At 51.8% G+C, this 25,178-nt stretch carries 36 protein-coding genes and 1 tRNA gene; all 37 read right to left on the bottom strand.

Annotation, left to right across the window (positions count from 1 at the left end; all coding sequences use genetic code 11):
* Positions 1-29: 29 nt before the first annotated feature.
* The 37 genes from rpsD to AC1EK1_RS03465 all read right to left on the bottom strand — a co-directional run bounded on the left by rpsD (position 30) and on the right by AC1EK1_RS03465 (position 24,994).
* On the bottom strand, positions 30-629 hold the full coding sequence (gene rpsD / locus AC1EK1_RS03645) for a 30S ribosomal protein S4 (RefSeq protein ID WP_480305778.1): 600 nt from the start codon (positions 627-629) through the stop codon (positions 30-32).
* Between the two features lie 188 nt (positions 630-817).
* On the bottom strand, positions 818-1,204 hold the full coding sequence (gene rpsK, locus AC1EK1_RS03640) for a 30S ribosomal protein S11 (protein WP_480305777.1): 387 nt from the start codon (positions 1,202-1,204) through the stop codon (positions 818-820).
* Between the two features lie 26 nt (positions 1,205-1,230).
* Entirely contained in the window at positions 1,231-1,611 is a 381-nt protein-coding gene (gene rpsM, locus AC1EK1_RS03635) for a 30S ribosomal protein S13 (protein ID WP_480305776.1), read from the bottom strand.
* Between the two features lie 57 nt (positions 1,612-1,668).
* On the bottom strand, positions 1,669-1,785 hold the full coding sequence (ykgO, locus tag AC1EK1_RS03630; RefSeq protein WP_480305775.1) for a type B 50S ribosomal protein L36: 117 nt from the start codon (positions 1,783-1,785) through the stop codon (positions 1,669-1,671).
* A 35-nt stretch (positions 1,786-1,820) separates the two neighbouring features.
* Positions 1,821-2,039, bottom strand: coding sequence for a translation initiation factor IF-1 (gene infA, locus AC1EK1_RS03625; RefSeq protein ID WP_480305774.1), 219 nt, complete (start codon positions 2,037-2,039; stop codon positions 1,821-1,823).
* A gap of 51 nt (positions 2,040-2,090) precedes the next feature.
* Entirely contained in the window at positions 2,091-2,897 is an 807-nt protein-coding gene (map, locus tag AC1EK1_RS03620) for a type I methionyl aminopeptidase (RefSeq protein WP_480305773.1), read from the bottom strand.
* 33 nt (positions 2,898-2,930) lie between these two features.
* On the bottom strand, positions 2,931-4,259 hold the full coding sequence (gene secY, locus AC1EK1_RS03615) for a preprotein translocase subunit SecY (protein WP_480305772.1): 1,329 nt from the start codon (positions 4,257-4,259) through the stop codon (positions 2,931-2,933).
* 26 nt (positions 4,260-4,285) lie between these two features.
* Positions 4,286-4,738 (bottom strand): 50S ribosomal protein L15, encoded by a 453-nt coding sequence (gene rplO, locus AC1EK1_RS03610; RefSeq protein ID WP_480305770.1) that lies wholly within the window; start codon positions 4,736-4,738, stop codon positions 4,286-4,288.
* 78 nt (positions 4,739-4,816) lie between these two features.
* The gene (rpmD, locus tag AC1EK1_RS03605) at positions 4,817-4,996 is read right to left on the bottom strand and encodes a 50S ribosomal protein L30 (RefSeq protein ID WP_480305768.1); all 180 of its coding nucleotides are present in this window, start codon (positions 4,994-4,996) and stop codon (positions 4,817-4,819) included.
* 54 nt (positions 4,997-5,050) lie between these two features.
* On the bottom strand, positions 5,051-5,557 hold the full coding sequence (rpsE, locus tag AC1EK1_RS03600) for a 30S ribosomal protein S5 (RefSeq protein ID WP_480305766.1): 507 nt from the start codon (positions 5,555-5,557) through the stop codon (positions 5,051-5,053).
* 39 nt (positions 5,558-5,596) lie between these two features.
* On the bottom strand, positions 5,597-5,941 hold the full coding sequence (gene rplR / locus AC1EK1_RS03595; protein WP_480305765.1) for a 50S ribosomal protein L18: 345 nt from the start codon (positions 5,939-5,941) through the stop codon (positions 5,597-5,599).
* 27 nt (positions 5,942-5,968) lie between these two features.
* Positions 5,969-6,520, bottom strand: a complete 552-nt coding sequence (rplF, locus tag AC1EK1_RS03590; RefSeq protein WP_480305763.1) for a 50S ribosomal protein L6 — start codon at positions 6,518-6,520, stop codon at positions 5,969-5,971.
* Positions 6,521-6,555: 35 nt separating this feature from the next.
* Entirely contained in the window at positions 6,556-6,954 is a 399-nt protein-coding gene (gene rpsH / locus AC1EK1_RS03585; protein WP_480305762.1) for a 30S ribosomal protein S8, read from the bottom strand.
* Positions 6,955-7,715: 761 nt separating this feature from the next.
* Positions 7,716-7,985, bottom strand: a complete 270-nt coding sequence (gene rpsN, locus AC1EK1_RS03580; protein WP_480305760.1) for a 30S ribosomal protein S14 — start codon at positions 7,983-7,985, stop codon at positions 7,716-7,718.
* A gap of 23 nt (positions 7,986-8,008) precedes the next feature.
* The gene (rplE, locus tag AC1EK1_RS03575) at positions 8,009-8,560 is read right to left on the bottom strand and encodes a 50S ribosomal protein L5 (RefSeq protein WP_480305759.1); all 552 of its coding nucleotides are present in this window, start codon (positions 8,558-8,560) and stop codon (positions 8,009-8,011) included.
* Positions 8,561-8,653: 93 nt separating this feature from the next.
* Positions 8,654-8,968 (bottom strand): 50S ribosomal protein L24, encoded by a 315-nt coding sequence (gene rplX, locus AC1EK1_RS03570; protein WP_480305758.1) that lies wholly within the window; start codon positions 8,966-8,968, stop codon positions 8,654-8,656.
* A gap of 72 nt (positions 8,969-9,040) precedes the next feature.
* On the bottom strand, positions 9,041-9,406 hold the full coding sequence (rplN, locus tag AC1EK1_RS03565) for a 50S ribosomal protein L14 (RefSeq protein ID WP_480305757.1): 366 nt from the start codon (positions 9,404-9,406) through the stop codon (positions 9,041-9,043).
* Between the two features lie 30 nt (positions 9,407-9,436).
* Positions 9,437-9,694 (bottom strand): 30S ribosomal protein S17, encoded by a 258-nt coding sequence (rpsQ, locus tag AC1EK1_RS03560; protein ID WP_480305756.1) that lies wholly within the window; start codon positions 9,692-9,694, stop codon positions 9,437-9,439.
* 14 nt (positions 9,695-9,708) lie between these two features.
* On the bottom strand, positions 9,709-9,912 hold the full coding sequence (gene rpmC, locus AC1EK1_RS03555) for a 50S ribosomal protein L29 (RefSeq protein ID WP_480305754.1): 204 nt from the start codon (positions 9,910-9,912) through the stop codon (positions 9,709-9,711).
* 58 nt (positions 9,913-9,970) lie between these two features.
* Positions 9,971-10,393, bottom strand: coding sequence for a 50S ribosomal protein L16 (rplP, locus tag AC1EK1_RS03550; RefSeq protein WP_480305753.1), 423 nt, complete (start codon positions 10,391-10,393; stop codon positions 9,971-9,973).
* 106 nt (positions 10,394-10,499) lie between these two features.
* Positions 10,500-11,237 (bottom strand): 30S ribosomal protein S3, encoded by a 738-nt coding sequence (gene rpsC / locus AC1EK1_RS03545; protein ID WP_480305751.1) that lies wholly within the window; start codon positions 11,235-11,237, stop codon positions 10,500-10,502.
* Between the two features lie 8 nt (positions 11,238-11,245).
* On the bottom strand, positions 11,246-11,653 hold the full coding sequence (gene rplV / locus AC1EK1_RS03540; RefSeq protein WP_480305750.1) for a 50S ribosomal protein L22: 408 nt from the start codon (positions 11,651-11,653) through the stop codon (positions 11,246-11,248).
* 60 nt (positions 11,654-11,713) lie between these two features.
* Positions 11,714-11,980 (bottom strand): 30S ribosomal protein S19, encoded by a 267-nt coding sequence (gene rpsS / locus AC1EK1_RS03535; RefSeq protein WP_480305748.1) that lies wholly within the window; start codon positions 11,978-11,980, stop codon positions 11,714-11,716.
* A gap of 35 nt (positions 11,981-12,015) precedes the next feature.
* Positions 12,016-12,852: a 50S ribosomal protein L2 gene (gene rplB, locus AC1EK1_RS03530; RefSeq protein ID WP_480305747.1), complete on the bottom strand. Its 837-nt coding sequence runs from the start codon at positions 12,850-12,852 to the stop codon at positions 12,016-12,018.
* An 8-nt stretch (positions 12,853-12,860) separates the two neighbouring features.
* Positions 12,861-13,154 (bottom strand): 50S ribosomal protein L23, encoded by a 294-nt coding sequence (gene rplW, locus AC1EK1_RS03525; RefSeq protein ID WP_480305746.1) that lies wholly within the window; start codon positions 13,152-13,154, stop codon positions 12,861-12,863.
* A 12-nt stretch (positions 13,155-13,166) separates the two neighbouring features.
* Entirely contained in the window at positions 13,167-13,796 is a 630-nt protein-coding gene (gene rplD, locus AC1EK1_RS03520) for a 50S ribosomal protein L4 (protein WP_480305745.1), read from the bottom strand.
* A gap of 8 nt (positions 13,797-13,804) precedes the next feature.
* A complete protein-coding gene (rplC, locus tag AC1EK1_RS03515; protein ID WP_480305744.1) occupies positions 13,805-14,422 on the bottom strand; it encodes a 50S ribosomal protein L3 in 618 nt (205 codons plus the stop codon).
* Positions 14,423-14,474: 52 nt separating this feature from the next.
* Positions 14,475-14,786, bottom strand: a complete 312-nt coding sequence (gene rpsJ / locus AC1EK1_RS03510) for a 30S ribosomal protein S10 (protein ID WP_480305743.1) — start codon at positions 14,784-14,786, stop codon at positions 14,475-14,477.
* A 39-nt stretch (positions 14,787-14,825) separates the two neighbouring features.
* Positions 14,826-16,949: an elongation factor G gene (gene fusA, locus AC1EK1_RS03505; protein ID WP_480305742.1), complete on the bottom strand. Its 2,124-nt coding sequence runs from the start codon at positions 16,947-16,949 to the stop codon at positions 14,826-14,828.
* A 61-nt stretch (positions 16,950-17,010) separates the two neighbouring features.
* Positions 17,011-17,487, bottom strand: coding sequence for a 30S ribosomal protein S7 (rpsG, locus tag AC1EK1_RS03500; protein WP_480305740.1), 477 nt, complete (start codon positions 17,485-17,487; stop codon positions 17,011-17,013).
* Positions 17,488-18,251: 764 nt separating this feature from the next.
* A complete protein-coding gene (rpsL, locus tag AC1EK1_RS03495; protein WP_480305739.1) occupies positions 18,252-18,635 on the bottom strand; it encodes a 30S ribosomal protein S12 in 384 nt (127 codons plus the stop codon).
* A gap of 600 nt (positions 18,636-19,235) precedes the next feature.
* The gene (locus AC1EK1_RS03490; RefSeq protein ID WP_480305737.1) at positions 19,236-19,817 is read right to left on the bottom strand and encodes an outer membrane beta-barrel protein; all 582 of its coding nucleotides are present in this window, start codon (positions 19,815-19,817) and stop codon (positions 19,236-19,238) included.
* Positions 19,818-19,983: 166 nt separating this feature from the next.
* The gene (locus AC1EK1_RS03485) at positions 19,984-20,835 is read right to left on the bottom strand and encodes a class I SAM-dependent methyltransferase (RefSeq protein ID WP_480305736.1); all 852 of its coding nucleotides are present in this window, start codon (positions 20,833-20,835) and stop codon (positions 19,984-19,986) included.
* Positions 20,836-20,954: 119 nt separating this feature from the next.
* A complete protein-coding gene (locus tag AC1EK1_RS03480) occupies positions 20,955-21,620 on the bottom strand; it encodes a TetR/AcrR family transcriptional regulator (RefSeq protein WP_480305735.1) in 666 nt (221 codons plus the stop codon).
* 139 nt (positions 21,621-21,759) lie between these two features.
* Positions 21,760-21,832: transfer RNA gene (locus AC1EK1_RS03475), tRNA-Thr, on the bottom strand.
* 25 nt (positions 21,833-21,857) lie between these two features.
* Positions 21,858-22,313 (bottom strand): hypothetical protein, encoded by a 456-nt coding sequence (locus AC1EK1_RS03470; protein WP_480305734.1) that lies wholly within the window; start codon positions 22,311-22,313, stop codon positions 21,858-21,860.
* Between the two features lie 35 nt (positions 22,314-22,348).
* Entirely contained in the window at positions 22,349-24,994 is a 2,646-nt protein-coding gene (locus tag AC1EK1_RS03465) for a valine--tRNA ligase (protein ID WP_480305733.1), read from the bottom strand.
* Positions 24,995-25,178: the final 184 nt, after the last annotated feature.

The raw sequence follows: 25,178 nt of genomic DNA, 5'->3' as shown, positions 1-25,178 counted from the left end.
GTAAGTAAAACGGGGTTAGGTAGTTCGTATTACTTAGAATACAATTCAACAATAGCCTGCTCGGTGATATTCTCCGGAATGTCAGCACGCTCGGGGATGTGGAGCAACGATCCACTCATAGAGGCGGCATCCCAGGACAACCAAGGATACTGGTTGTGGCTGAGCGAATGCACAGCGTCAGAGATCACCTCCACACTCTTGGAGCGCTCGCGTATCCCTACCACTTGGCCGGGCTGTACACTGTAGGAGGGAATATCCATGACACGACCATCGACCACAATGTGGCGGTGGTTGACGAGCTGACGAGCTGCCGCACGCGTAGGTGCAAGGCCAAGACGATAGACGATATTATCGAGACGTTGCTCTAGTAGCTGGAGCAAAATCTCACCACGGACACCCTTCATGCGAGATGCCTGGTCGTAAAGTTTACGGAACTGACGCTCCAAAACTCCATACGTGTACTTTGCCTTTTGTTTTTCGCGCAGCTGAATACCATACTCAGAGGTCTTGCGACGACGGTTGTTGCCGTGCTGACCCGGGGGGTAATTCTTTTTGGTTTTTACGTTGCCAAAGATCTGCTCACCAAACTTGCGATTTATCCTGGCCTTTGGGCCTGTATATCTTGCCATTATATTTTTTATTTTCTAGAGGTTTATACTAATGTATATCATGAGGATCAGCACGCACAGCCGCGTTGGTACGGATGGGAGCTAAGAAGTAGCTCGAGACTATGGCTAAAAATAGCCAACCGGACCACTATATATCTACGTACAGCCCTCATTCTCACTCTTATCGTTGGACTGGTGTATCTAGCGGATCAGGGTTTGCGTCTCTTGGGAGGACGACAGCCATTGTGTGGCATAGGCGTCACATCCACAATCTCCATCACTTCAATACCCGCACCATGAATGGTACGGATCGCACTCTCACGGCCATTGCCGGGTCCCTTTACATAAACAGTCACCTTGCGAAGACCTGCATCGTAGGCAACCTTTGCACAATCCTCCGCAGCCATCTGAGCTGCATAAGGAGTGTTCTTCTTGGAGCTACGAAATCCCATCTTACCGGCACTTGACTGAGCAATAGCCTGACCCTGGTTGTTGGTAAGGGTGATAATGATATTGTTGAATGAGGAGTGGATATGGGCTTGCCCAATGGAGTCCACCTGAACATTCCGCTTTTTTGCAGTAGTTTTTTTTGCCATACTAGTTATAGGGTGTGATTACTACGTTACTTTGTTGCCTTCTTCTTATTAGCAACGGTCTTGCGACGGCCTTTGCGCGTGCGAGCATTGTTCTTGGTCTTTTGACCGCGAAGTGGCAAGCCTATACGATGACGTATACCACGGTAGCAACCAATGTCCATCAGACGCTTGATATTCAACTGGATTTCGCTGCGAAGGTCTCCCTCTACTTTGTACTCAGCAGAAATAATCTCACGGATGGCGGCTGCTTGGTCGTCCGTCCAATCCTTCACCTTGACGTCATGGGGAATCCCAGCTTTGTCAAGGATCGTGCATGCAGCACTCCGTCCAATGCCATATATGGCGGTGAGCGCTATAGCACCATGCTTCTCCTGGGGTAGGTCAACACCAACAATTCTTATTGCCATATTGTAAATATTGTCTTATTTGATAGCTTGTACATCATTCTAAGCGATGGCCGGACATCACTTCTGACGTTGCTTGAACTTAGGGTTCTTTTTGTTAATGATATAGAGGCGTCCCTTGCGACGTACGATCTTGCAGTCCGGTGTGCGCTTCTTTAGTGAAACTCTTACTTTCATGGTGGGTATCTCTTCTATTTCTGTCGTTATTTTTCTTACTTGTAGCGGTAGGAGATACGACCCTTCGTTAGGTCATAAGGGGACATCTCTACCTTCACCCTATCTCCGGGCAGGATACGAATGTAGTGCATACGCATCTTCCCAGAGATATGCGCCGTGATCTGGTGACCATTGTCAAGCTCTACCTTGAACATTGCGTTCGAGAGAGCCTCAAGGATCACACCATCCTGCTCTATAGCTGGTTGTTTTGCCATACGCTCTTCTTTTCAGTTTCTGATATAAAAGTGACTACGCTTCGTAGGTCCCTAAAATTGCCTTACTCCGAGGACATCGTACACAAACTCAAATGAGCTCATCAGTTTGGCACGTCCGTCAACCACTGCTATGCAGTGCTCGTAGTGGGCGGAGGGTTTTCCATCTTTTGTTCGGACGGTCCAGCCGTCCTCATCGTCTATCAATACATTTTTCGATCCCATGTTGATCATGGGTTCGATACAGATACAGAGACCTTCTTCAATCACAGGTCCCACACCTCGACGCCCGTAGTTGGGGACATCGGGGGACTCATGCATCTCTCGTCCGATACCGTGTCCGACAAACTCGCGTACGACGCTAAAGTTTTCGTGCTCACAGTAGGTCTGGACAGCATGTCCGATATCTCCGATTCGGCGTCCGACATGGACGGCTTCGATTCCTTTCTCCAGGGCCTCTTTCGTTGTGTTGAGGAGGTGCAAGACCTTGCGATCCACCTCGCCTACAGGGAAGGTGAAGGCACTGTCTCCGGTAAAGCCATTGAGGATGGTACCGCAGTCGACGCTGATCACATCGCCCTCCTTGAGGACAACTCGGTCACTCGGTATCCCATGGACTACGACATCATTGACCGATGCGCATATACTTCCGGGGAAGCCATCGTATCCGAGAAATGCAGGCACTGCACCATGGTCTAGGATAAAGTCGTGGGCTATGGTATCCAGTTGCTTAGTAGTCACACCAGGGGCGATATGCTTACCGACCTCGGCAAGTGTCCGTCCGACAAGCTGGTTGGCTTGGTACAAAAGATCGATCTGATCTCTTGTCTTCAGGATGATATTGTTTTGTCTACCAAACATCTTACTCTATATCTATCGTATTGACGCTGTCGATCAGTACAAGTTTCCTTGGCGACCCTTGATATGCCCGGTCTCCAATAGTCCATCGTAGTGGTGCTGTAGGAGGTGGCTCTCAATCTGCTGCAAGGTATCCAGTACCACACCGACCAAGATGATCAGTGATGTGCCTCCAAAGAAGTGTGAAAACTCTTTTGAGACGCCAAACACCTGAGCGAAGGCCGGCATAATGGCAACCAGTGCAAGGAAGACTGCACCGGGCAATGTGATTCTGCTCATCACCTCGTCCAAGTACTCCTTGGTAGACTTACCTGGCTTCACTCCGGGGATAAATCCATTGGAGCGTTTCAGCTCATCGGACATTTGACCGGGGTTGATGGTCACTGCCGTGTAGAAGTAGGTAAAGAGGATTATGAGGAGCGCAAAGATAAAGTTGTACCAGAATCCTTGACCGGAAACGAAGTGTTGCCAAAACGATGATGAGTTGTTGGCATTAAATCCGATAAAGGAGAGTGGGATGAACATTATAGCCTGCGCAAAAATGATTGGCATCACATTGGCAGCATTCACCTTGAGAGGAATGTACTGCCGGGCGCCACCAAACTGGCGGTTACCGATGGTACGCTTGGCGTACTGCACCGGTACTCGACGGGTCCCCTGTACCAAAAGGATGGCACCGGCCATCACCAAGAGGAGCAGGATAATCTCCAGGATGATCACGAAAAGTCCTCCCGGTAGCTGGTAGCGCAGGACAACCTCTGCCACGAAGGCTTGAGGCAAGCGTGCCAAGATACCCACAAGGATTATAAAAGACACACCGTTGCCCACTCCTTTGTCCGTGATCCTCTCTCCGAGCCAAAGGGTCATCATCGACCCTGCGGCCATGAAGAGTGTGGACGAGAAGCCAAACCAAAAACCACCCGGCAGGTCGGCACCACTCTGGAGGAGTTGAGTGCGTAGGTTGACCAAGTAGAGTGGCCCCTGGATCAGGAGGATCAATACGGTCAGATAGCGTGTCCATTGGTTGATCTTTCGGCGGCCGCTCTCGCCATCACGTTGCATCTTTTGGATGCTGGGCACGACAATGGCCATCAACTGCATCACGATGGATGCAGAGATGTAGGGCATGATACCGAGTGCAAAAATAGAGGCGTTGCTGAAAGCTCCTCCGGAGAACATATCGAGCAGGGCCATCAGGCCGCCTCGTGTCTGCTCCCGTAGTGCCACCAGAGACGCCGGGTCTATACCGGGTAGGACGATAGTGGTACCCAAGCGATATAGGACGACCAGCCACACAGTGGTGATCAGCCTATTTCGCAGGTCCTCTATCTTCAAAATATTCCGGATCGTCTGAATAAACTTCATGGATATCGTCTTCTTTTATCGCAAGTTTACTTACCGATCACGCATGCCTCGCCACCGGCTTTTTCGATAGCCTCTTTGGCGCTTGCCGAAAATGCGTGAGCATGCACAGTCACCTTAGCTTCCAGTTGGCCATTGCCAAGGACCTTGACGAGGTCGCTCTTGCGAGCCATACCGCTCTTTACAAAGTCTTCGAGCGACACCTCATTGCTACCTTTTGCCGCAACCAATTGGGCGACCACATCCAAGTTGATCGGACGATACTCCACACGATTGGGGCTGGTGAAGCCAAACTTGGGTACGCGACGTTGCAAGGGCATCTGACCGCCCTCAAATCCAAACTTTGACTTGTATCCGGAGCGGCTCTTGGCACCCTTGTGACCGCGGGTGGAGGTACCACCGTAGCCACTGCCTTGACCACGACCTATGCGACGTCTGCTCTTGGTCGCTCCTGCTGCTGGTTTCAAATTAGATAAACTCATTGCTCTAATCTTTATTATAGTGGCCACACACTTGAGCCTTGTCGGCCGAGATGTGGCTATCACCATTCGTTATCTACTTTAGTCTTCTACTATCTGAATCAAGTGGCTTACCTTGCGGATGTTTCCCAATACTGATGGGGTTTTCTCCAGCTCGACCACCTTATTCAACTTTCTCAGGCCTAGGACATCGAGTGCCGCTTTTTGGTCTTTGGGGCAACGAATGCGACTCCTCACCTGCTTTATCTTGATTGTTTCCATATCTAGGTTGATTATATTTCGACTTTAGACAAGTGTCTTGGGTTGGGTTTGGGTTCAGCCCTTGAACACCTTCTCTACAGAAACACCTCTTGCCTGAGCCACATCCAGCGGGCTACGGAGCTGTGCCAGAGCGGCCACAGTGGCTTTCACGAGGTTGTGGGGGTTGCTGGAGCCTTTACTCTTGGCTAGGCAGTCCGTGATACCCACACTCTCCAAGACGGCACGCATGGCACCTCCGGCTACTACTCCAGTACCCTCGGATGCGGGTTTGAGCATGACACGTGCGCCCGAAAACTTGGCACTTACCTCATGAGGGATTGTACCTTTGTGTACCGGCACTTGGATCAAATTTTTCTTTGCGGATTCGGTTCCCTTGCTGATCGCAGTGGCTACTTCTGCGGCTTTGCCCAGTCCATAGCCGATGATTCCATTTTCATCACCGACCACAACCATGGCGGCAAGCGAAAAAGTACGACCACCCTTGGTCACTTTCGTCACACGATTCACGGCAACGAGTCTGTCCTTTAGGTCTAAGCCGTTTATAGAGGTTACTCTTTTCATATCTCTTTGGTATTCTTCTTTCTATTCGACATCAACAGCTTAGAAATCCAGACCTGCCTTTCGAGCTGCGTCTGCGAGTTCCTTCACACGCCCATGGAATAGGTATCCATTGCGGTCAAACACAACGCTCTTCACTCCGGCATCTAGGGCCTTCTTGGCTACAGCCTCTCCGACTTGTGCGGCGATCTCTTTCTTGGGTAGCTTGTCAGCGATACCCAGAGAATCACTAGCCGCCAGAGTCTTTCCGGCTTCATCATCTATCACCTGAGCATAGATCTGCTTATTGGAGCGGAATACTGTGAGACGTGGGCGCTCCGGTGTTCCAAAAATATTTTTGCGGACGCGCTTCTTTATTTTTTGTCTTCTTTCTCTCTTCGTTAACATAGTGCTTTGCTTTAGCTAGTGATCGAATTACTTCGCAGCGGTCTTGCCCGACTTACGTCTGAGCACCTCGCCCTCAAACTTGATTCCCTTGCCCTTATAAGGCTCCGGCTTACGTAGTGAGCGCAGCTTAGCACATACTTGACCAAGGAGTTGCTTGTCGGCACTCTCCAGCATCACCAGAGGTGCTTTGTTGCGCTCCATCTTGGTCTCCACCTTGACCTCATCAGGGAGCATCAAGTATATCGGGTGCGAAAAGCCGACAGCCAGCTCCAGTAGTTGGCCTTGGTTGGATGCTCTGAATCCGACACCCACCAGCTCCAGTGTCTTCTTGTAGCCCTCGGTGACTCCGACAACCATATTATGAACCAAGGAACGATATGTCCCGTGGTAAGCGTTGGTCTGCTTCTCATTGTTGGTGGCAACAAAGTGCAGACATCCGTCCTCTTCGTTGATCTCGATTGAGGGGTCAACCCTTTGAGTCAGCTGACCCTTGGGGCCTTTCACAGTGACTACGTGATCCTTGATAGAAACCGTAACACCGCTAGGAATTTCGATTGGTAGTTTACCTATCCTTGACATGTTGTATTCTTACAAATAGTGGTTTCTAAAAAAAATCAGTAGACGTAGCAAAGGACCTCACCTCCGATTCGGAGTTCGTCGGCCTCTTTATTAGTCATCACGCCACGCGAAGTGGACAGAATCGCGATACCAAGACCGTTGAGGACTCGGGGCAGGTCTTTGTGACCCACGTACTTACGGAGTCCGGGGCGCGATACGCGCTCCAGGTGCTGGATAGCGTTTTTCTTGGAGCCTTTGTCGTACTTGAGTGCGATCTTGATGCTCCCTTGAGGATTCTCGCCATCCACGAACATGTAGTTCAGGATGTAGCCTTTCTCAAAAAGGATCTTGGTCATCTCCTTTTTGATGTTGCTGGCAGGAATCTCTACGACACGGTGATTGGCCATGATGGCATTACGGACCCGCGTCAGGTAATCTGCTATAGGATCTGTCATAAAAATGTTGATTAAATTGTTCTGCCGACCACCCGAGCATCAGCTCCCAAAAGACCGACAGATAATATTTAAATACTATACTCGAGCATCCGCTATGCCTTACGCCACAAGGGCTCATCAGCATTTGCAGACCTCGGTCGCTGTATCGGCACCGGCTATACCGATACCAAAACTGCAGTGCAAAGGTAAATAAAATTGTCCAACTCTCCTAATAAGTTGAAGATCTGCACTTCCAAAAAAGGGATTTTTCTGCCAAAGTGAGCTTCTTTTTCGTTGCGCTGATCTTCCGAGGTGTGTTCGTCACACAAAAATAGCGGGCAGCGTCCGAGCAAAACGACAAAATTACCGCTTCTCAAAATTTATACCCGTGAAACCGTTTGCTTCTATCCGTGAAAAGTTTTGCTTTAATCCGTGAAACCTTTCGCTTCTATCCGTGAAACTCAAGGTCTCGTGCAAGTAGGTGGGCATCAATGGGTTGCAGGGGATTTTTTTCGGGGTCGGAAATCGCCTGTTTTTCCCTATTGAGATTGGCCAAAAGGGGCCTCTTCAGGGGGGGGGATAAAAGCAAAAAAGTTTACCCCTTTGGGTCGTCACTGACGACACATGGGATAAACTTTTCAGGCCTTTGTTGTTGCCTTGGTGTGCACCTAGCAGATATGAGTGGGGACATGAGGCTGCTTGGTCACATGGACCCAGGTAGATTCCCCGTCTCAGATCTTGCTCGGTAGTGTTCGGTGGAGGGAACCCTCCACCGAAACATTTTACCAGCTGGCTTTTTTGACTCCGGGGATCAGCCCCTTGGATGCCATCTCTCTAAACTGTATGCGTGACAAGCCAAACAGACGCATGTACCCTCTCGGGCGTCCGGTGACATTGCAACGGTTGTGCAAGCGCACAGGGCTGGCGTTTTTGGGTAGCTTCTGCAGACCTTCGTAGTCGCCTTCGGCCTTGAGCTGAGCACGCTTGGCGGCGTATTTTGCCACAAGCCTCTCGCGTTTGCGCTCACGCGCTTTCATTGATTCTTTTGCCATTGTATCTGTGTGTATGCTATTATTTAGTTCTTCTTCTGAAATGGTAGTCCAAACTCACGCAGGAGTGCATATCCCTCTTCGTCGGTATTTGCTGAGGTGACGAATGTGATATTCATACCCATGATCTTGGTGATCGAGTCTAGGTTGATCTCGGGGAAGATGATCTGCTCTTGGATGCCGAGTGTGTAGTTGCCTCGTCCGTCAAAATCGCTCTTGATACCCTTGAAGTCGCGGATACGTGGGAGTGCGATACGGATGAGACGCTCCAAAAACTCGTACATTCTCTCGCGTCTAAGGGTGACCATGACACCGATGGGCATACCCTTACGGAGCTTGAAGTTGCTGATATCCTTTTTGGAGGTGCGTACGATGGGCTTCTGACCTGTGATGAGCGCCAGCTCCTTGGAAGCCACTTCGATGAGCTTTTTGTCAGCTGTTGCAGCGCCGATACCTTGGTTGATGACGATCTTCTCGAGTACGGGCACCTGCATGGGTGTCGTGTACCCAAACTCTTTCATCAGGGCCGGTACGATGCGCTCCTTGTAGTCTTTTTTTGTGCTATTTTCTCTTGACATGTTGTTTGTCGTCGTCTCTTAATGTGTGGGGGATTAAATCTGGGATGGCTTGTCCATGGTGGTCAAGCATCTCTCCTTACCTACCAAGAGTGGTTAGAGCTTATTTCCACTTACTGACACACGCTCGAGCTTCCCGGCTTCGTTCAGTTGTCTCCTCACGCGTGTAGGCTTTTTAGTGACTGGGTCTACGGGGTTGAGGTTGCTGACGTGGATGGGGGCTTCTTGCTTGATCATACCTCCTTGTGGATGCTTGGCACTTGGCTTGGTGCGACGAGTGACGATATTGCATCCCTCGACGATAGCTCTCTCGTTCTTGGTGTCCATCATCAAGACCCGTCCGGTCTTGCCTTTGTACTTACCGGCGTTGACAAATACGATGTCGCCTTTCTTTATATGAAACTTTCTCATATGATCTGTTGGTTTGTTACCACTCCGGATCGGGCTCTGTGTGAGTGATCCATCGCAGTAGTGTGACTATACTTATAGCACCTCGGGAGCTAGTGAGACAATCTTCATATTCACGGCACGTACTTCACGAGCAACCGGGCCAAAGATACGTGTGGCACGTATCTCTCCGGAGTTGTTTAGGAGGACGCATGCGTTGTCGTCAAAGCGGATGTAGGAGCCGTCTGCTCTGCGGATCTCTTTTTTTGTACGGACAATGATAGCTTTGGTCACTGCTCCTTTTTTGATGTCACTGCTGGGGATCGTGCTCTTGACACTCACCACAATGATATCGCCAATGGAAGCGTACCTCCGGCGAGTACCGCCAAGCACCCTGATGCAGAGGACTTCGCGAGCACCGCTGTTGTCAGCTACCGCTAGCCTTGATTCTTGCTGTATCATATCTCTGTATACTTATACGTCTATATTGAATTACTTTGCCTTCTCGACAATCTGCAGCAGTCTCCAGCGTTTGGTGCGACTCAGAGGACGAGTCTCCATGATACGTACGGTATCGCCTTCGTTGCACTCGTTGTTTTCATCATGAGCGTGAAACTTCTTTGTCTTGCTCACGAATTTCCCATAGATCGGGTGCTTCTCTTTCCACTGCACAGCGACTACGATGGATTTGTCCATCTTGTTGCTGACAACGACGCCCTGCCTTACTTTTCTCAAATTTCTTTCTTCCATTTTCAGAGCGGATATTATTCGTTATTGTTTTGTGATTGCTTCTCGCGACGCACAGTCATGAGGCGCGCAATTAGCTTGCGCTGCTCAGTGAGGGTGCTCGGCTTATCCAGGGGATTTACCCTGTGATTCATGCGCATACGTACATAGGAGGCGGTTTCGGCCTCGATGCGTTGGTTGAGTTCCTCAATGGTGAGGTCACGTAGTTCTTTTGTCTTCATGCTGACTTATCTTATCGATAGCTAGGTTTATTTTTCACTCAGAAAGCAAGGTGTCTGCTTACTTCATTTCGTAGTCACGACGGACAACGAACCGGGTTGTGACCGGCAACTTCTGAGCGGCAAGCCTAAGGGCCTCTTTGGCCACTTCATAGGAGACTCCCTCTACCTCAAAGAGCATGCGACCGGGTGTCACCGGGGCAACAAACCCTTCCGGGTTACCTTTACCCTTACCCATACGTACGTCTGCAGGCTTAGCAGTGATGGGCTTATCGGGGAAAATCCGGACCCAAACCTGACCCTGACGTTGCATGTAACGTGTTACTGCCACACGAGCCGCCTCTATTTGGCTACCGGTGATCCACTTTGTCTGGAGAGACTTTATGCCAAACGACCCAAATGCAAGTTGGTTACCGCGCTGAGCAATACCCTTGGAGCGGCCCTTCTGCATTCTTCTAAATTTGGTTTTCTTTGGTTGTAACATTGCTTATCTGCACATTATATACCACGATGCACTATATGACTGTCTCTGCTTGGCAGGTGTGTCGGGCGTGCGACCATGGCACTTGGTTTCGTTTTTTACAAAATACTTAGCGACGACCGCCACGACGTCCGCCACGGCGACCGCCACGGGCGTTGTTTTGGGGGCGACGACCGCCCATGTCACGCTGCTGGCTGAAGTCGGGCGCAAGATCACGCTTGCCATAGACCTCACCACGCATCACCCAAACCTTTACACCGATGAGGCCCACCTTGGTGAGAGCACCCTCAAGTGCATAGTCGATGTCTGCACGGAATGTGTGAAGGGGTGTACGTCCCTCCTTGAACATCTCGCTTCGTGCCATTTCAGCTCCGTTGAGTCGTCCGCTCAGCAGTACTTTGATTCCCTCTGCAGAGGAGCGCATGGCGTTGGAGATGGCGAGCTTTACGGCGCGACGATAGTTCATACGACCCTCGAGCTGACGAGCGATGCTGTCCGCAACGATGGTGGCGTCGACATCGGGGTTGCGTATCTCAAAGATGTTGATCTGCACCTCCTTGTCGGTGATCTTTTTGAGCTCTTCCTTGAGCTTGTCGACCTCTGCGCCTCCGCGGCCAATGATGTAGCCGGGGCGTGCGGTGCAGATTGTGATCGTAACCAGCTTGAGTGTCCGCTCTATAACAATCCTGGATACACTTGCTTTTTCCAACCTAGCTTGTAGATAGGTACGGAGTTTGTGATCCTCGAGGAGGGTATCGGCAAAGTTTTCTTTTTTACCGAACCAATTGGAATCCCATCCGCGGATAATGCCTAAGCGATTGCTTATTGGATTTGTCTTTTGTCCCATCTGAAAAATTAGTTGTTTTTAGCGTCCTTCTTGGTATCCACGAAAATCGTGACATGATTGCTTCTCTTCCGAATCCTCGCGCCTCTTCCCTGGGCACGCGGACGCATACGCTTGAGTGTTACGCCCTCGTCTACAAAGATTTTGGAAACGAACAACTCACCTTCCTCTGCACGTCTTTCATTCTTTTGCTCCCAGTTGGCGATAGCCGAGCGGAGTGTCTTCTCTACGGGACGTGCCGCATTCTTGCTCGAAAATCTCAGGACTCCTAGAGCTTGATTGACCTCCATACCGCGTACCATATCAGCCACCAGGCGCATCTTGCGTGGTGAAGAGGGGATATTCGTGAGCTTGGCAAAGTATTGTGTTGTCCTAGCTTCTTTGCGAGCATTTGCGGACATCTTTTTTCTTCGACCCATATTCTCTACTATTTATTCTCTATTCTTACTAATGATTATCTTCCGTACAGTAGCGGAGTATTACTTACGGTTGCCACTGTGACCACGGAAGGTACGCGTTGGCGCAAACTCTCCGAGCTTGTGTCCCACCATGTTTTCAGTAATAAACACAGGGATAAACTTATTCCCGTTGTGTACAGCAATTGTGTGACCCACAAAGTCAGGCGAGATCATCGAGGCACGACTCCAAGTCTTCACGACACTCTTCTTGCCACTTTCGTTCATGGCAAGCACTCGCTTCTCCAACTTTAGGTCTATATACGGTCCTTTCTTTAGTGATCGGCTCATAATATTTATCTGACTCTATATGTTTTCAGTATCTGTTATTTGCGCTTCTTTTTGGTCGCTCTCTCTATGATATACTTAGAGGAGTGTTTCTTAGGAGCACGTGTCTTCAAGCCCTTAGCATATAGGCCAGTACGGCTTCTTGGGTGACCTCCGGACGCACGTCCTTCGCCACCACCCATTGGGTGATCCACTGGGTTCATCACTACACCACGGTTGTGAGGACGACGACCAAGCCAACGCGAACGACCGGCCTTTCCACTCTGCTCGAGGGCATGGTCTGAGTTGCCGACACTGCCCACGGTTGCCTTGCAACCACTAAAGATACGGCGGGTCTCACCGGAGGGCATCTTGACCACCACATAGTTGCCTTCGCGCGAAGTCAGCTGTGCAAAAACACCTGCTGAGCGGACGAGCTTGGCTCCCTGTCCGGGACGTAGCTCTATGTTGTGTACGACCGTACCGACCGGCATTTTGCCGAGAGGAAGGCAGTTACCCAAGTCGGGAGCAACATTCTCACCGGAGATCACCTGCTGTCCCACTTTCAGTCCATCGGGTGCCAGGATGTATGTTTTCTCACCGTCTGCATAGTAGAGAAGCGCGATGCGCGCCGAGCGATTGGGATCGTACTCTATGGCCTTTACTGTAGCCGGCACACCGTCCTTTTTCCTCTTGAAGTCGATGAGACGAAGACGTTGCTTGTGGCCACCGCCGATGTAGCGGACAGTCATCTTACCTGTGTTGTTGCGGCCACCGGTCTTGCGCTTACCTACTACGAGAGACTTTTCTGGTGCACTTGCTGTGACGGTCTCAAATGTACCAATAATCTTATGTCTTTGGCCCGGAGTCGTGGGCTTTAGTTTCTTAATTGCCATGTCTTTGCTTAGATATTGCTAAAGAAGTCAATGGTCTGACCCTCTGCTAGTGTTACAATAGCTTTCTTGAACGCAGGCTTCTTCCCTTGGATGAGGCCACCGCGGGTATAACGAGAGCTTCGCTTTCCGTCGTACCGCATGGTGTTCACCTGTGTCACTTTCACGCCGTACATCTTCTCGACCGCTTGTGCTATCTCAATCTTAGTAGCAGAAGGGACAACCTTGAAGCCATACCTATTGGACATGGTCTCGGTGATGTCGGACATCTTTTCTGTAATGATTGGTGCTATTAGAGTTTTCATTATTACTGCTCGTTATGCGTTGAGTACGTCGGTTAGCCGCTTGAGGCTGCTTTCTGTCAAAACAACCTTCTGTGCATTCAGGATACGGTAGGTATTGGCCTGGCATGCAGGAGCGAAGGTCACGGTCTTGAGGTTGCGTCCACTCAGCAGGGTGTTTTTATCCGCATTCTCCAGCAAGAAAAGGCTCTTGCAGTCTGCGATATTCAGGCCCTTGAGGATGTTCTTGAATTCTTTCGTCTTGGGGGCATCCATAGCGAAGTCCTCCAGTACGATGATTCCATTTTCCTTTGCACGAAGGCTCAAAGCGGATATACGTGCCAGGCGCTTCACTTTTTTATTGAGCTTGAAGGAGTAGTCTCTTGGCTTAGGGCCAAACACAGTACCACCGCCCTTCAGTAGCGGGCTCTTGATATCACCACGGCGTGCGCCACCGGTACCCTTCTGACGGAAGAGTTTTCGGGTGCTAAATGCCACTTCGCTTCTCTCCTTGGTCTTGGCTGTACCCTGGCGTCTGTTGGCCAAGTGTTGCTTCACGTCCAGATACATCACGTGCTCGTTTGGCTCGATCGCAAAGATAGAGTCTTCCAGAGTCACGGTACGTCCGGTCTCTTCGCCCTTTATATTGAGTACTTTTACTTCCATTTTATTACTTAGTCTTCAATTAATAAGATGGCTCCCTTTGCACCGGGTACACTTCCTTTCACGAGAAGCACATTGTGCTCAGGCATTACTTTCATCACCTCGAGGTTTTGGACAGTCACTCTGCGGTTGCCGTGCTGTCCGGCCATTCTGAGGCCCTTGAATAGCTTTGAGGGGGTTGAGCTGGCGCCCACAGATCCGGGGGCTCTCAGGCGGTTCTTCTGACCGTGAGTGGTCTGCCCTACTCCCGCAAATCCGTGACGCTTCACTACGCCCTGGAAGCCCTTACCTTTGCTGACACCTACTACATCTACGTAGTGGCTGTTTTCAAAAAGCCCAACGGTCAGCTCGTCACCGAGCTTGTAGTCTTCTTTGAAAGACTTGAACTCGGCCAAGTGTCTCTTAGGTGTTACGCCTGCTTTCTTGAAGTGACCCTGTAGAGGTTGGGTGGTATGCTTCTCTTTTTTGTCCTCAAAGCCCACCTGAACGGCGTTGTAGCCGTCAGTCTCTACCGTCTTAACCTGCGTAACCACACAAGGACCTACTTCGATAACAGTGCATGGAATGTTCTTTCCCTCGGCACTGAATACGGATGTCATTCCGATTTTCTTTCCTATTAATCCTGGCATTTCAGTCTTAACGTCTTAGTTCGTTTATCTATTACACTATCTCGGACATTTATCAGATGTCCGTCTTGATTTCAATCTCCACACCACTTGGGAGCTCCAGGCGTGCCAGAGCGTCCACAGTACTGGTGGTGGCGTTGACTATATCGATCACACGCTTGAAGGTGGACAGCTGAAACTGCTCGCGAGCTTTTTTGTTCACGAAAGTGGACCTGTTCACCGTGAATATCCGCTTGTGTGTAGGCAAGGGGATCGGGCCACAGATTTGTACCCCGGTAGGCTCCACAGCCTTCACTATCTTTTCGGCAGACTTATCCACAAGGGTGTGGTCATAAGACTTGATCTTGATTCGGATAATTTGACTCATTACTTATCTCTACTATCTTATATTATATACTCTACAGCATTACTTGAGGAGGTCGACACGTCCGTCACGCTCTTCGAGGACAGCCTGTGCTATGCTGGTTGACATTTGCTCGAAGTGGTCAAAAGTCATGGAGCTGGTAGCACGACCACTCGTGATGGTACGCAGGTCGGTTACGTAGCCAAACATCTCGCTCAGCGGAGTCATTGCCTTTACGACACGTGCGCCATTGACAGTGGAGTCCATTCCCTCTACCTGTCCGCGACGCTTGTTCATGTCGCTAATGACGTCTCCCATGTTTTCCTCCGGTGTCACCACTTCTACCTTCATGATCGGCTCCAGTAGGACGGGACCCGCCTTGGCGGCCGCACTCCTAAAGGCGTTCATGGCGCAGACCTCAAATGAGAGCTGATCGGAGTCCACTGGGTGGTACGATCCATCGATGACGGTCACCTTCAGCTTATCCATAGGATATCCGGCGAGGACACCGGTCTTCATAGCGCGCTCAAAGCCCTTCTGGATAGAGGGGATATACTCCTTGGGGATGTTACCACCCTTAACCTCGTCCACAAACTGCAGCTCACCCTCAAAGTCGGGATCGGCAGGCTCCACACGGACAATCATATCCGCATACTTACCACGTCCTCCGGTCTGCTTCTTGTAGGTTTCACGCAGCTCTACCGGTTGCGTAATAGCCTCCTTGTAGGTCACCATTGGGCGGCCCTGGTTGGACTCTACCTTGAATTCCCTCTTGAGACGGTCGATAATGATCTCCAAGTGAAGCTCTCCCATACCGCTGATCACGGTCTGGCCGGTCTCTTCGTTGGTCTTCACGGTAAATGTTGGGTCCTCCTCTGCCAGCTTGGCAAGTCCCATACCGAGCTTGTCCATATCCTTCTGGGTTTTTGGCTCGATAGCGACAGAGATCACAGGTGCGGGGAACTCCATGCTCTCCAGTGTGATTGGCTGATCCTCGGAGCAGAGGGTATCACCCGTGCGGATATCCTTGAAGCCCACGCCGGCACCGATATCACCACAGAGGATCTCCTCCTTGAAGTTTTGGTGGTTGGAGTGCATCTGGAAAAGCCTGGAGATGCGCTCACGCTTGCCGGTACGGCTGTTGTAGACGTAGCTTCCGGACTCTACCTTGCCGGAGTACACTCTGAAGTAACAGAGTCGGCCGACATAGGGGTCAGTTGCGATCTTGAATACAAGGGCGCAGAGGGGCGAATCCTCGGACACTTCACGCACGATTTCTTTGCTTTCGTCCTGTGGGTCGCGACCGATCACCTCCGGGGTGTCGATTGGGCTTGGGAGGTAAGCGCAGACAGCATCCAGCAGAGTCTGCACACCCTTATTCTTGAAAGAGGAGCCACACATCACAGGGTTCATCTTCATGGACACAGTACCCTTGCGGATTACGGCCTTGATCTCATCCTCGGTGATGGATTCCGGATCCTCAAAGAACTTCTCCATAAAGGCATCATCCAGCTCGGCCAGTGCCTCCAGCAGCTTTTCTCTCCACTCACGGCTCTCGGGCAGTAGCTCGTCGGGGATCTCATCCACCTCGTACTCGGCACCCATTGTCTCATCGTGCCAAAGGATAGCCTTCATGGCCACGAGGTCGATCACGCCCTTGAAGTCCTCTTCTGCACCGATGGGCAATTGGATCGGCACGGCGTTGGCACCCAGCATGTCCCTCATTTGGCGCACAGCCTCCAAGAAGTTGGCACCGGAACGGTCCATCTTGTTGACATAGGCGATACGGGGGACCTTGTACTTATCAGCTTGGCGCCATACGGTCTCGCTCTGTGGCTGGACACCGCTCACTGAGTCAAAAGCGGCGATGGTACCATCCAAGACACGCAACGAACGCTCCACCTCGACGGTAAAGTCCACGTGCCCTGGGGTATCGATAAGGTTGATCTTGTACTTTTGATCGTTGTATTTCCAAAATGTAGTGGTAGCGGCACTCGTGATCGTAATACCACGCTCCTGCTCCTGCTCCATCCAGTCCATAGTCGCCGCACCATCGTGCACCTCACCTATCTTGTGGGTCAGTCCGGTGTAGAATAGGATGCGCTCAGACGTAGTAGTCTTACCGGCATCAATGTGGGCCATGATCCCGATATTCCTTGTCAGCTCTAGATGTGTGGAATTAGCCATTATTTATGCTTGTGTTTGTTTCAAAAAGTCATTTTATCTGCACTTTACCGCGACGATGCGATCATCTGCGGAAGTGTGCAAACGCACGGTTGGCCTCGGCCATACGGTGCATATCCTCCTTACGCTTGAAGGCACCTCCCTGCTGGTTGTAGGCATCTACGATCTCAGCGGTGAGCTTGTCGGCCATGGAGCGTCCGCCACGCTTGCGAGCGAAGTTGATCAGGTTCTTCATGGAGAGAGACTCCTTACGCTCCGGACGTACCTCTACAGGCACCTGAAAGTTGGCACCACCGATACGACGTGTCTTGACCTCTACATGGGGGGTCACATTCTCTAGCGCGGACTTCCAGATCTCCAGAGGAGTCTTCTCCTCGTTGGGAAGTTTGCTCTTCACGCCTTCCAGAGCCTTATAGAATATCTCGAAAGACAAGTTCTTCTTCCCATCATACATCATGTGGTTTACAAACTTGGTTACCTTCACCTCTCCAAACACGGGATCCGGAAGGATGTGCCTCTTTTTTGGTTTAGCTTTTCTCATTTTTGTTCTCTAAGTAAGTTGACCCACCTTTCATCCTCACGCAAGCGACAAGGGCCCTTATGCCCATCACCTGCAGACTACTCCGGTGAGATAGCTTCTCGTTGGCAAAGGCCACGAGTAAAAAAAATAAGCAATTTACGTCCAAGCCGGCTTGTCCTCGCACCGTTGTCTCTTTGATCCTGTGGCATGGGGTGCCCCATTCCGACACCCATTGATTTCGTTCACACCACTCACCCCGGGCCACCTATAGCCTCGGTGTGCGCAAAGTAGAGCAAGCAGATACGGAAAAGACCTCCGCAACTTGGCTCTAGACTTCTCTAGATTGTTTTTGTTTTCACATTCACTCCACACAGACGCCCCATAGGGGGCTGTGACGAGCGTCTATCCGACCAGATCAGGATCTCAGCAGGCCACACGCTCTGTGCCACGCCTGCTCACCCACGTCGGTGATTTCTCCACTTCTCTTCGTCCGGGCTAGCCCATAAGCTTTCACGACCCGCCCCACTTCGGCATAGGATGCCTGACACGATCACGCCCTTCTCTCAAGAGAGGAGCTCCTCGGCCACAAGTGGCGATGAGTATGCACTCACCGGGATTTCGATACTCTAGTGACACCCTGCTGTTCTTAGTCAGCCACGGCCTTACCGGGCGAGCCTCACCTCGCCGTCACCATTTCTTATTTCGATCTTTTACTCAGCGTGGACACCTCCACACTTATCCCCTCTCCCAAAGACAAGTGCGCCCACTCAGGGGACGCAACCTACTTACTTCTTGGCGTCCTTTGGTCGCTTGACACCGTACTTGCTTCTGCGTTGCGTGCGTCCCTGCACACCACTGGCATCCAGCGTACCACGCACAATGTGGTAGCGAACACCTGGGAGGTCCTTCACACGACCACCACGCACCAGCACGATCGAGTGCTCCTGAAGGTTGTGACCTTCACCGGGGATGTAGGCATTGACCTCCTTGCCGTTGGTCAGGCGGACACGAGCCACCTTTCGCATAGCAGAGTTAGGCTTCTTAGGCGTAGTGGTATATACACGCACACACACGCCACGACGCTGCGGACATGCACCCAGAGCAGGGCTCTTGCCCTTCTCCTCCATCGTTTCACGGCCCTTGCGGACGAGTTGTTGAATCGTTGGCATTTACTTTATTACTCTGTTAGTTAGTTCTCAATTACTTACCCACAGGGCAAGTCTTAATCGACTGCAAAGGTACAGAAAATATCTGTGTCTGCCAAACCTCTTTCGTGTGATTTTTTTGGGGGGGGCACCCTCTTATTTTCGGTGGGGCCTTTGGCACTCGGGCTTGATCATCACCCGGGGAGCGACTTTCCTCGCCTCTTTTCCGCCTCGTGTTTCACCTTTGGACCTGGGCAAAAAGGGGCTATTTCCGAGCCACTTTTCAACGTTTTTCTGAACTCTTTTGTAAACGCCTAAGTATCTGCGCATTGTAGAGGTACCGTTTTTTCACGGATAGAAACGTTTGGTTTCACGGATAGAAGCAACACTTTTCACGGATAGAAGAAAATGGTTTCACGGATAGAAGAAAAATCCGGATCGCCACGAGGTGACTTTTTGCACTCCGGTGAGCTCCCCCCAAAAAAAAGCGAGGGTGCGCAACAGCTGTTGCGCACCCTCGTCATCATTGTGGGAGAGTAGTCTCCCGATATTTTGGTCTACCGCTCTCCACTCCTCACGACCTAGGTCGCTTGACAGTGGTGGGGGTAATCTTCCGTCGCCTGATCAGAAGAATAGGCTAAAGCCAATGGTCGGAACGATACGGCCTACGGTCGAGGTCACCTTGTCCAGCTTCATTGAAGTCTGCTGGTAGCCAAGCTCGCAAGAAACGGCCACATTGGACTGCAGGAAGTAGGCTGCACCAAGTCCGGCACCAAAGGCAAGGCCACCTTTGTTGGTTGAGACTTTTACGTCATTGGCTTTTACAGTTCCGTTCACACCTGCATATCCTACATAGAGGTTGGCATAAGGCTTGATCTCGGACTCAAGTGGCAGGAAGTAGGTAACCTTTGGTGCCACTACGTACGCCAGGGCGCTGTTTCCGGCTTGGCCCTCATGCTTCAGCTCCACACAAGCTCCCAAAGCTAGGTTGTCCACCACAAAGTAACCCCCATCGACAGCGAGGTTGAACTCGGTTGGAAGGTTTTTTTTCACGGTCTGGTTGCCTGCCTTGGTGAAGACGGTGGCTGCAAAGTTGAGCCCGGTGTTGGCTTTAGCAAAGCAGTGTCCGGCTTCTGTCTGTGCCAGTGCGCTGGTTGATGTGAGCGCAAATACGCTCAGTGCGATTGCAAGAATACTCTTTTTCATCGTTTTACGTAATTTAATTGATTAATAAACATTCATCTTTTATCTAGGCTCTAATGCGACTCGTCTCACCGACTTGTCGCATGAGCCAGGGCAAAGGTAATAAAAAACATTGGGACAACCACCCTCGCGCTCTCCTCTGTGTGTTGTTTCCTGCTCCATACGGAGGTCACCCGAGGGAGAGGGTCAGGACTTGGATGTTTTTTCGGAGTGGCGGGATAATGCGACAGAGTCGTGCGACAAGCGAATAGGGTGCCATCAGATCCATGATAGCCGACCCCCGCAGACAAGTGGCACCGGGGAGCAAAGCGGCCATTTCGGCTCCGGACCCAAATCCACTCACAAAATTGGCCCTCGAGTGTTTCAGCTCGTCATGGTATTTTCCCCGACCGACCATCATGGGATGGGCGACGTCGGCGACCAATAGGACTTGGGAGCCCAGGCACTTTCGCAAAAGCTCCAACAAGGTCTGCACCTCCTCCCTCGTAAAGTACATCAGTACCCCCTCCATGGAGAGGACAAAGGGGCTTTGCTCTGAGGGTGCGAGCGACTTGATCTGCCGCAGTATCTTTTCGTCCAAGACACTGCCGCTCAGGCTGTGAACCTCCCGCCCACCCGGGAGAGGTGGCACCACCTGCCGGCGCACCTGCATCACCTCGGGGAAGTCGAGGTCGACGAGCACTGCATCCTGGCGCATCCGTCCACTCAGGCGGTGAAACCGAGTGTCCAGTCCACAACCGGCGTTGACCACCACTGGAGCCACCCCGGATGTGTCACTGAGCTGCTTCACCTGAGCATCTATCTCTCGTGCCCTAACGAGGCAACCGATGTAGCTCATACTGTGCGAGCCCTTGGTATAGGCGGACCAGTCGTAGTCCAGGTGTTCGTAGATGGTTGTCACTACCGGATCATCCAGGATCGGATGCTTGCTTTGCACATCCTCGTAGCGCATCAGCAGGGGGATGAATAGAGTATCCTGCACCCCGTCCGTAATCCTTTCCGTCATTACTTTTTTCTCCATATTCTTCACGTTTTGATTGATGAACAAATTTGCTTCTTGTTCTGAAAAAGGAAACGGTGAGCCACATGAAGTTTTTGTCCATGTGGCTCACCGTTTTTTGTCGTACTATGGTTGTTGTCTTATGCTTTTGGTACGCGATCATTGTCTCTAGGTAGTGCGACTCGACTCTCCGGTAGCAGCAACCATTGCCAGCCACCGGTCCCGAAGTAGACGTAGTCTTTTATAAAGTCTTCTAGGCCAGTCTCACTCAGGTCGTCGGTTGAGGCCACGAGCAACATGACATTCATCCAGTTGGTCGTCTGATGTCTGATAAAAAGTGGCGAGACCGGCTCGATCTTTTCGGACAAAAGAAGACTCAGCCTAGACATGAAGTGCATGCTCCTGTCCACTGCTTTCTCCAGCTGTTCGGTCCAGTACTTTCTCACCTCCGGCTCTCCGAGGTAGCGCTGAACAAAGGCTAGCTCTTGTCGGTGGTTGATGGAAAAAGTGACCATCTCCCGTACCCACATCTCCTGATAGGCTTCTGACGAAAAGAGCAAGTCCGGGGATTGCAACTGCGTCTCCTCCTTTTCGAAAAGTTTGGAGATAGACCTGTCGAGAGGCGACAAGACAGCCCGCAGGATCGACTCCTTGCTGTCGAAGTAGGCATAGAGCTGACTCAGCCCAATGCCCGACAACTCGGACACATCCCGCATACCCACTGCGGCATACCCTCTGGACAAGAATGCGCCCTTGGTGGCGGTGACGATCTGGTCACGAATCACGGAGTCCTGCTCTCTTTTCATAACACTGCAAAGGTGGAGATAAGTCGGGTGCCGTGCAATACCACAGTGTAGGTATTTTGACACCACTGACCTAGAGGGCCTGATACAAAAAAGGCGGAGCAGGAGGGCCAATGACCATCCTGCTCCGCCTGTGTATCTGAGCCGAAGACGAGACTCGAACTCGTGACCTACGCATTACGAATGCGTTGCTCTACCAACTGAGCTATTTCGGCTTGTTGGGCAAAGGTACCAAAAATCTCAATGCACCGCCAATAGATCGGAGAGAAATGCTTGGAGCTCTTTTTCCATCCCCGGGAGGAGGGGGGTGTCGGTGACGGACCAGTCGTTGGAAAGGTTCAGCAAAATCCGATCCTTGGGTGCGACTCCATCGTTATAGCGGACGGTGATGGGTGCCTGAAAGATAGGACGCTCAAAGAACTCCTCCGCCTTGAGCTGCCGAATAACCGTCGAGGTCGCAGCCAAAGCCCGGTCGGCATTTTGCGAGAGGCTGTCGGGGTCCTCGGAGATCCACGCATAGACCGTAAGGGTCACAGACACGGCCTCGTCGGGGGTGCTGATCGTGACCTCGCCTCCGGTGAGGTCGAGCTGGATCATGACCTCGCTGAGGATCACCACACTCTTGCTGTCGAGTGCCTCGTAAAAGTCCTCAAAGGCTCCTCGGATAAGCTGTTGCTCTTTTTGCAAATCGGACATGGCCAATAACTTATAGGATGGTTAGTGAAGTGCCTCTATGCTTCGGTGTGGCCAAAGTGGGCAAGTCTGGTCCGGATGCTCTCCAGCTTGGCCAGTGTGTCTTGCTCTTTGCGTCGCTCAAGTGCGACCACGCTCTCGGGGGCATGTTGGACGAACTTCTCGTTATTCAACTTTCCTTGCACACCCTTGAGGAATCCCAGTAGGTGCGTCTCTTCGGCCCGGAGCTTGGCGATCTCCTCGGCGACATCAATATGTCCCTCCATGGGAACCCCAAAGGCGTGCACCCCTACTGCAAAACGCTCGAGTGTGGCACTCTCTGCCGGTTTTTCCTCCAGCACCTCGCTGATATTGGCCATCTTGCTCACCACAGCTTTCATCGACTCTGTGATCACCCCCTTGGGTGCATAGAGGCTCAGACTGTCGCGGGGCGAAAGGCCCTTGGTGGCACGGAGATTGCGGATATTGGTAATAATGTCTCTGGCAACCTCCATATCGGCGAGGACAGTCTTGTCGGGCTCTGCATACTTGGGTAGCTGCGCCAGCATGATACTCTCCCCATCTCGGCGCTCTCTGAGAGCCTGCCACAACTCTTCGGTAATGAAGGGCATGAAGGGGTGCAGCAACATCAGGAGTTGTTCAAAAAAGCCATTGGTTGCCTCCAGTGTCTCGGCATCGATAGGACGGCCATACTCCGGCTTGACAAGCTCTAGGTAGGTACTGCTAAAATCATCGCGGACAACTCGGTACAGGAGCAGCATCGCATCGCTGATACGGTACTTGCCAAAGTGGTCTGCAAGTCGGGTCGCTGTGTCACTGAGGAGGTGGCCAAACCACTTGACAGCCTCCCTCTGGACCGGTGTCTGCGAGACCGTATCGGAGACCTCCCAGCCTTGGATCAGTCGGAATGAGTTCCACACCTTATTATTGAAGTTTCGTCCCTGCTCACACAGTCCCTCGTCAAATAAGATATCATTGCCTGCGGATGCCGCACTCATCAACCCCATACGCACCCCATCGGCACCGTACTGCTCTATCAGCTTGATAGGGTCGGGGCTATTGCCGAGCTGCTTGCTCATCTTGCGTCCGAGCTTGTCGCGGACAATACCGGTCAGGAATACGTTGCGGAATGGTGGTTGCCCCATGTACTCGTAGCCGGCCATGATCATCCTGGCAATCCAGAAAAAGAGGATATCCGGTCCGGAGACTAAGTCGGAGGTGGGGTAGTAGTACTTTAGGTCGTCATTGTCGGGCTTGAGTGGGTCGCCAAAGACACTGATCGGCCACAACCACGATGAAAACCAGGTGTCCAGCGTGTCCGGATCTTGCTCAAGTGACTCGAGCGTGAGCGAGTCATCGCCTGTGAGTCGTCGTGCCTCATCCAGTGCGATCTCTGGAGTCTCCCCCACGACGATCCTACCATCCTCGAGATAGTAGGCCGGGATGCGGTGTCCCCAGTAGAGTTGGCGTGAGATATTCCAGTCCTTGATGTTTTCCATCCAGTGGGCATAGACGCCCTTGAATCGCTCGGGCACCAAGCGTACTGTGTCGTCCATGACGGCTCGGTAAGCCGGCTTGGCAAGGTCGGTCATCTTCAGGAACCACTGCATCGACAGCTTGGGCTCAATGGGGACGGAGGTCCGCTCCGAAAAGCCCACCGTATTGTCGTAGTCCTCCACCCGCTCCATCAGCCCCAGGTCGGCCAGCTCCTGTGAAAAAGTCTCCCGCACCTCAAAGCGATCCCTACCGGCATACTTACCCGCCTGGTCGTTGAGGGTGCCATTGTCGTTGAAGACCTCGATCGCCGGTAGGCGATGCTTTTGTCCGAGCATGTAGTCGTTGATGTCGTGCGAGGGAGTCACCTTTAGGCAACCGGTCCCAAACTCCACATCGACATACTCATCCTCTATGATCGGGACAGAGCGCCCCACCCCGGGGACAATCACTCGCTTGCCTCGCAGCCAGTGGTACCGCTCATCCGTGGGGTTGATGCAGACTGCCGTGTCGCCAAATATCGTCTCCGGACGCGTGGTGGCGACTATGATGTACTTATCGGGCATCCCCTCCACATAGTAGCGGACATAGTAGAGCTTGCTGTGCACGCTCTTGTGGATCACCTCCTCGTCGGAGATGGCGGTACGTGCCTCCGGATCCCAGTTGACCATCCGCACCCCTCTGTATATCAGCCCTTTTCGGTAAAGGTCACAAAAGACACCTATCACCGCTTTGGCTCGTGGCTCATCCATGGTAAAGGCCTCCCGATCCCAATCGCAGGAGGCACCGATCTTCTTGAGCTGGTTGATGATGATCCCACCATGCTCATGAGTCCAGTCCCATACATGTGAGAGAAACTCCTCACGGGTCAGGTCACTCTTCTTGATTCCCTCCTTGGCCAGTTTTTGGACCACTTTTGCCTCAGTGGCGATAGAGGCGTGGTCGGTCCCGGGCACCCAGAGGGCGTTGTAGCCGGTCATGCGCGCACGACGGACCAGGATATCTTGTATCGTATTATTGAGCATGTGCCCCATGTGGAGGACGCCGGTGACATTGGGGGGTGGGATCACGACCGTGAAGGCCGGCCGGTGATCGGGATGGCTGGAAAAGAGCTTGTGTTCTTGCCAGTAGGCGTACCACTTATCTTCCACTTCGAGTGGATTGTACTTCGCACTTAGTTCGGTTGACATGCTTTCTGTATTCTATAGTTTTGGCTTGGTGTGCCCTCCTCTGCGACTAGGGGTCAGCTCCGCAACACGCCATGTGGAGCGAACGATGACCGGCAGGTCGTGGCAAAAAATTGGCACACAGTCAGGGTACAAAGTTAAGGTTTTTATCTCACATCTCCCCTATTTTTCGCCCACTCCGACCGAA

The organism is Porphyromonas sp. C0026D3, assembly GCF_056590775.1.
The sequence above is the reverse complement of the archived record's forward strand: the minus strand, read 5'-3'. Positions and strand labels throughout refer to the sequence as shown.

Bases quoted from the DNA above. Each gene is read 5' to 3' on its own strand.
- rpsD (WP_480305778.1), bottom strand. From the start codon at position 629: ATGGCAAGATATACAGGCCCAAAGGCCAGGATAAATCGCAAGTTTGGT.
- rpsK (WP_480305777.1), bottom strand. From the start codon at position 1,204: ATGGCAAAAAAAACTACTGCAAAAAAGCGGAATGTTCAGGTGGACTCC.
- rpsM (WP_480305776.1), bottom strand. From the start codon at position 1,611: ATGGCAATAAGAATTGTTGGTGTTGACCTACCCCAGGAGAAGCATGGT.
- ykgO (WP_480305775.1), bottom strand. From the start codon at position 1,785: ATGAAAGTAAGAGTTTCACTAAAGAAGCGCACACCGGACTGCAAGATC.
- infA (WP_480305774.1), bottom strand. From the start codon at position 2,039: ATGGCAAAACAACCAGCTATAGAGCAGGATGGTGTGATCCTTGAGGCT.
- map (WP_480305773.1), bottom strand. From the start codon at position 2,897: ATGTTTGGTAGACAAAACAATATCATCCTGAAGACAAGAGATCAGATC.
- secY (WP_480305772.1), bottom strand. From the start codon at position 4,259: ATGAAGTTTATTCAGACGATCCGGAATATTTTGAAGATAGAGGACCTG.
- rplO (WP_480305770.1), bottom strand. From the start codon at position 4,738: ATGAGTTTATCTAATTTGAAACCAGCAGCAGGAGCGACCAAGAGCAGA.
- rpmD (WP_480305768.1), bottom strand. From the start codon at position 4,996: ATGGAAACAATCAAGATAAAGCAGGTGAGGAGTCGCATTCGTTGCCCC.
- rpsE (WP_480305766.1), bottom strand. From the start codon at position 5,557: ATGAAAAGAGTAACCTCTATAAACGGCTTAGACCTAAAGGACAGACTC.
- rplR (WP_480305765.1), bottom strand. From the start codon at position 5,941: ATGTTAACGAAGAGAGAAAGAAGACAAAAAATAAAGAAGCGCGTCCGC.
- rplF (WP_480305763.1), bottom strand. From the start codon at position 6,520: ATGTCAAGGATAGGTAAACTACCAATCGAAATTCCTAGCGGTGTTACG.
- rpsH (WP_480305762.1), bottom strand. From the start codon at position 6,954: ATGACAGATCCTATAGCAGATTACCTGACGCGGGTCCGTAATGCCATC.
- rpsN (WP_480305760.1), bottom strand. From the start codon at position 7,985: ATGGCAAAAGAATCAATGAAAGCGCGTGAGCGCAAACGCGAGAGGCTT.
- rplE (WP_480305759.1), bottom strand. From the start codon at position 8,560: ATGTCAAGAGAAAATAGCACAAAAAAAGACTACAAGGAGCGCATCGTA.
- rplX (WP_480305758.1), bottom strand. From the start codon at position 8,968: ATGAGAAAGTTTCATATAAAGAAAGGCGACATCGTATTTGTCAACGCC.
- rplN (WP_480305757.1), bottom strand. From the start codon at position 9,406: ATGATACAGCAAGAATCAAGGCTAGCGGTAGCTGACAACAGCGGTGCT.
- rpsQ (WP_480305756.1), bottom strand. From the start codon at position 9,694: ATGGAAGAAAGAAATTTGAGAAAAGTAAGGCAGGGCGTCGTTGTCAGC.
- rpmC (WP_480305754.1), bottom strand. From the start codon at position 9,912: ATGAAGACAAAAGAACTACGTGACCTCACCATTGAGGAACTCAACCAA.
- rplP (WP_480305753.1), bottom strand. From the start codon at position 10,393: ATGTTACAACCAAAGAAAACCAAATTTAGAAGAATGCAGAAGGGCCGC.
- rpsC (WP_480305751.1), bottom strand. From the start codon at position 11,237: ATGGGACAAAAGACAAATCCAATAAGCAATCGCTTAGGCATTATCCGC.
- rplV (WP_480305750.1), bottom strand. From the start codon at position 11,653: ATGGGTCGAAGAAAAAAGATGTCCGCAAATGCTCGCAAAGAAGCTAGG.
- rpsS (WP_480305748.1), bottom strand. From the start codon at position 11,980: ATGAGCCGATCACTAAAGAAAGGACCGTATATAGACCTAAAGTTGGAG.
- rplB (WP_480305747.1), bottom strand. From the start codon at position 12,852: ATGGCAATTAAGAAACTAAAGCCCACGACTCCGGGCCAAAGACATAAG.
- rplW (WP_480305746.1), bottom strand. From the start codon at position 13,154: ATGAAAACTCTAATAGCACCAATCATTACAGAAAAGATGTCCGACATC.
- rplD (WP_480305745.1), bottom strand. From the start codon at position 13,796: ATGGAAGTAAAAGTACTCAATATAAAGGGCGAAGAGACCGGACGTACC.
- rplC (WP_480305744.1), bottom strand. From the start codon at position 14,422: ATGCCAGGATTAATAGGAAAGAAAATCGGAATGACATCCGTATTCAGT.
- rpsJ (WP_480305743.1), bottom strand. From the start codon at position 14,786: ATGAGTCAAATTATCCGAATCAAGATCAAGTCTTATGACCACACCCTT.
- fusA (WP_480305742.1), bottom strand. From the start codon at position 16,949: ATGGCTAATTCCACACATCTAGAGCTGACAAGGAATATCGGGATCATG.
- rpsG (WP_480305740.1), bottom strand. From the start codon at position 17,487: ATGAGAAAAGCTAAACCAAAAAAGAGGCACATCCTTCCGGATCCCGTG.
- rpsL (WP_480305739.1), bottom strand. From the start codon at position 18,635: ATGCCAACGATTCAACAACTCGTCCGCAAGGGCCGTGAAACGATGGAG.
- AC1EK1_RS03490 (WP_480305737.1), bottom strand. From the start codon at position 19,817: ATGAAAAAGAGTATTCTTGCAATCGCACTGAGCGTATTTGCGCTCACA.
- AC1EK1_RS03485 (WP_480305736.1), bottom strand. From the start codon at position 20,835: ATGGAGAAAAAAGTAATGACGGAAAGGATTACGGACGGGGTGCAGGAT.
- AC1EK1_RS03480 (WP_480305735.1), bottom strand. From the start codon at position 21,620: ATGAAAAGAGAGCAGGACTCCGTGATTCGTGACCAGATCGTCACCGCC.
- AC1EK1_RS03470 (WP_480305734.1), bottom strand. From the start codon at position 22,313: ATGTCCGATTTGCAAAAAGAGCAACAGCTTATCCGAGGAGCCTTTGAG.
- AC1EK1_RS03465 (WP_480305733.1), bottom strand. From the start codon at position 24,994: ATGTCAACCGAACTAAGTGCGAAGTACAATCCACTCGAAGTGGAAGAT.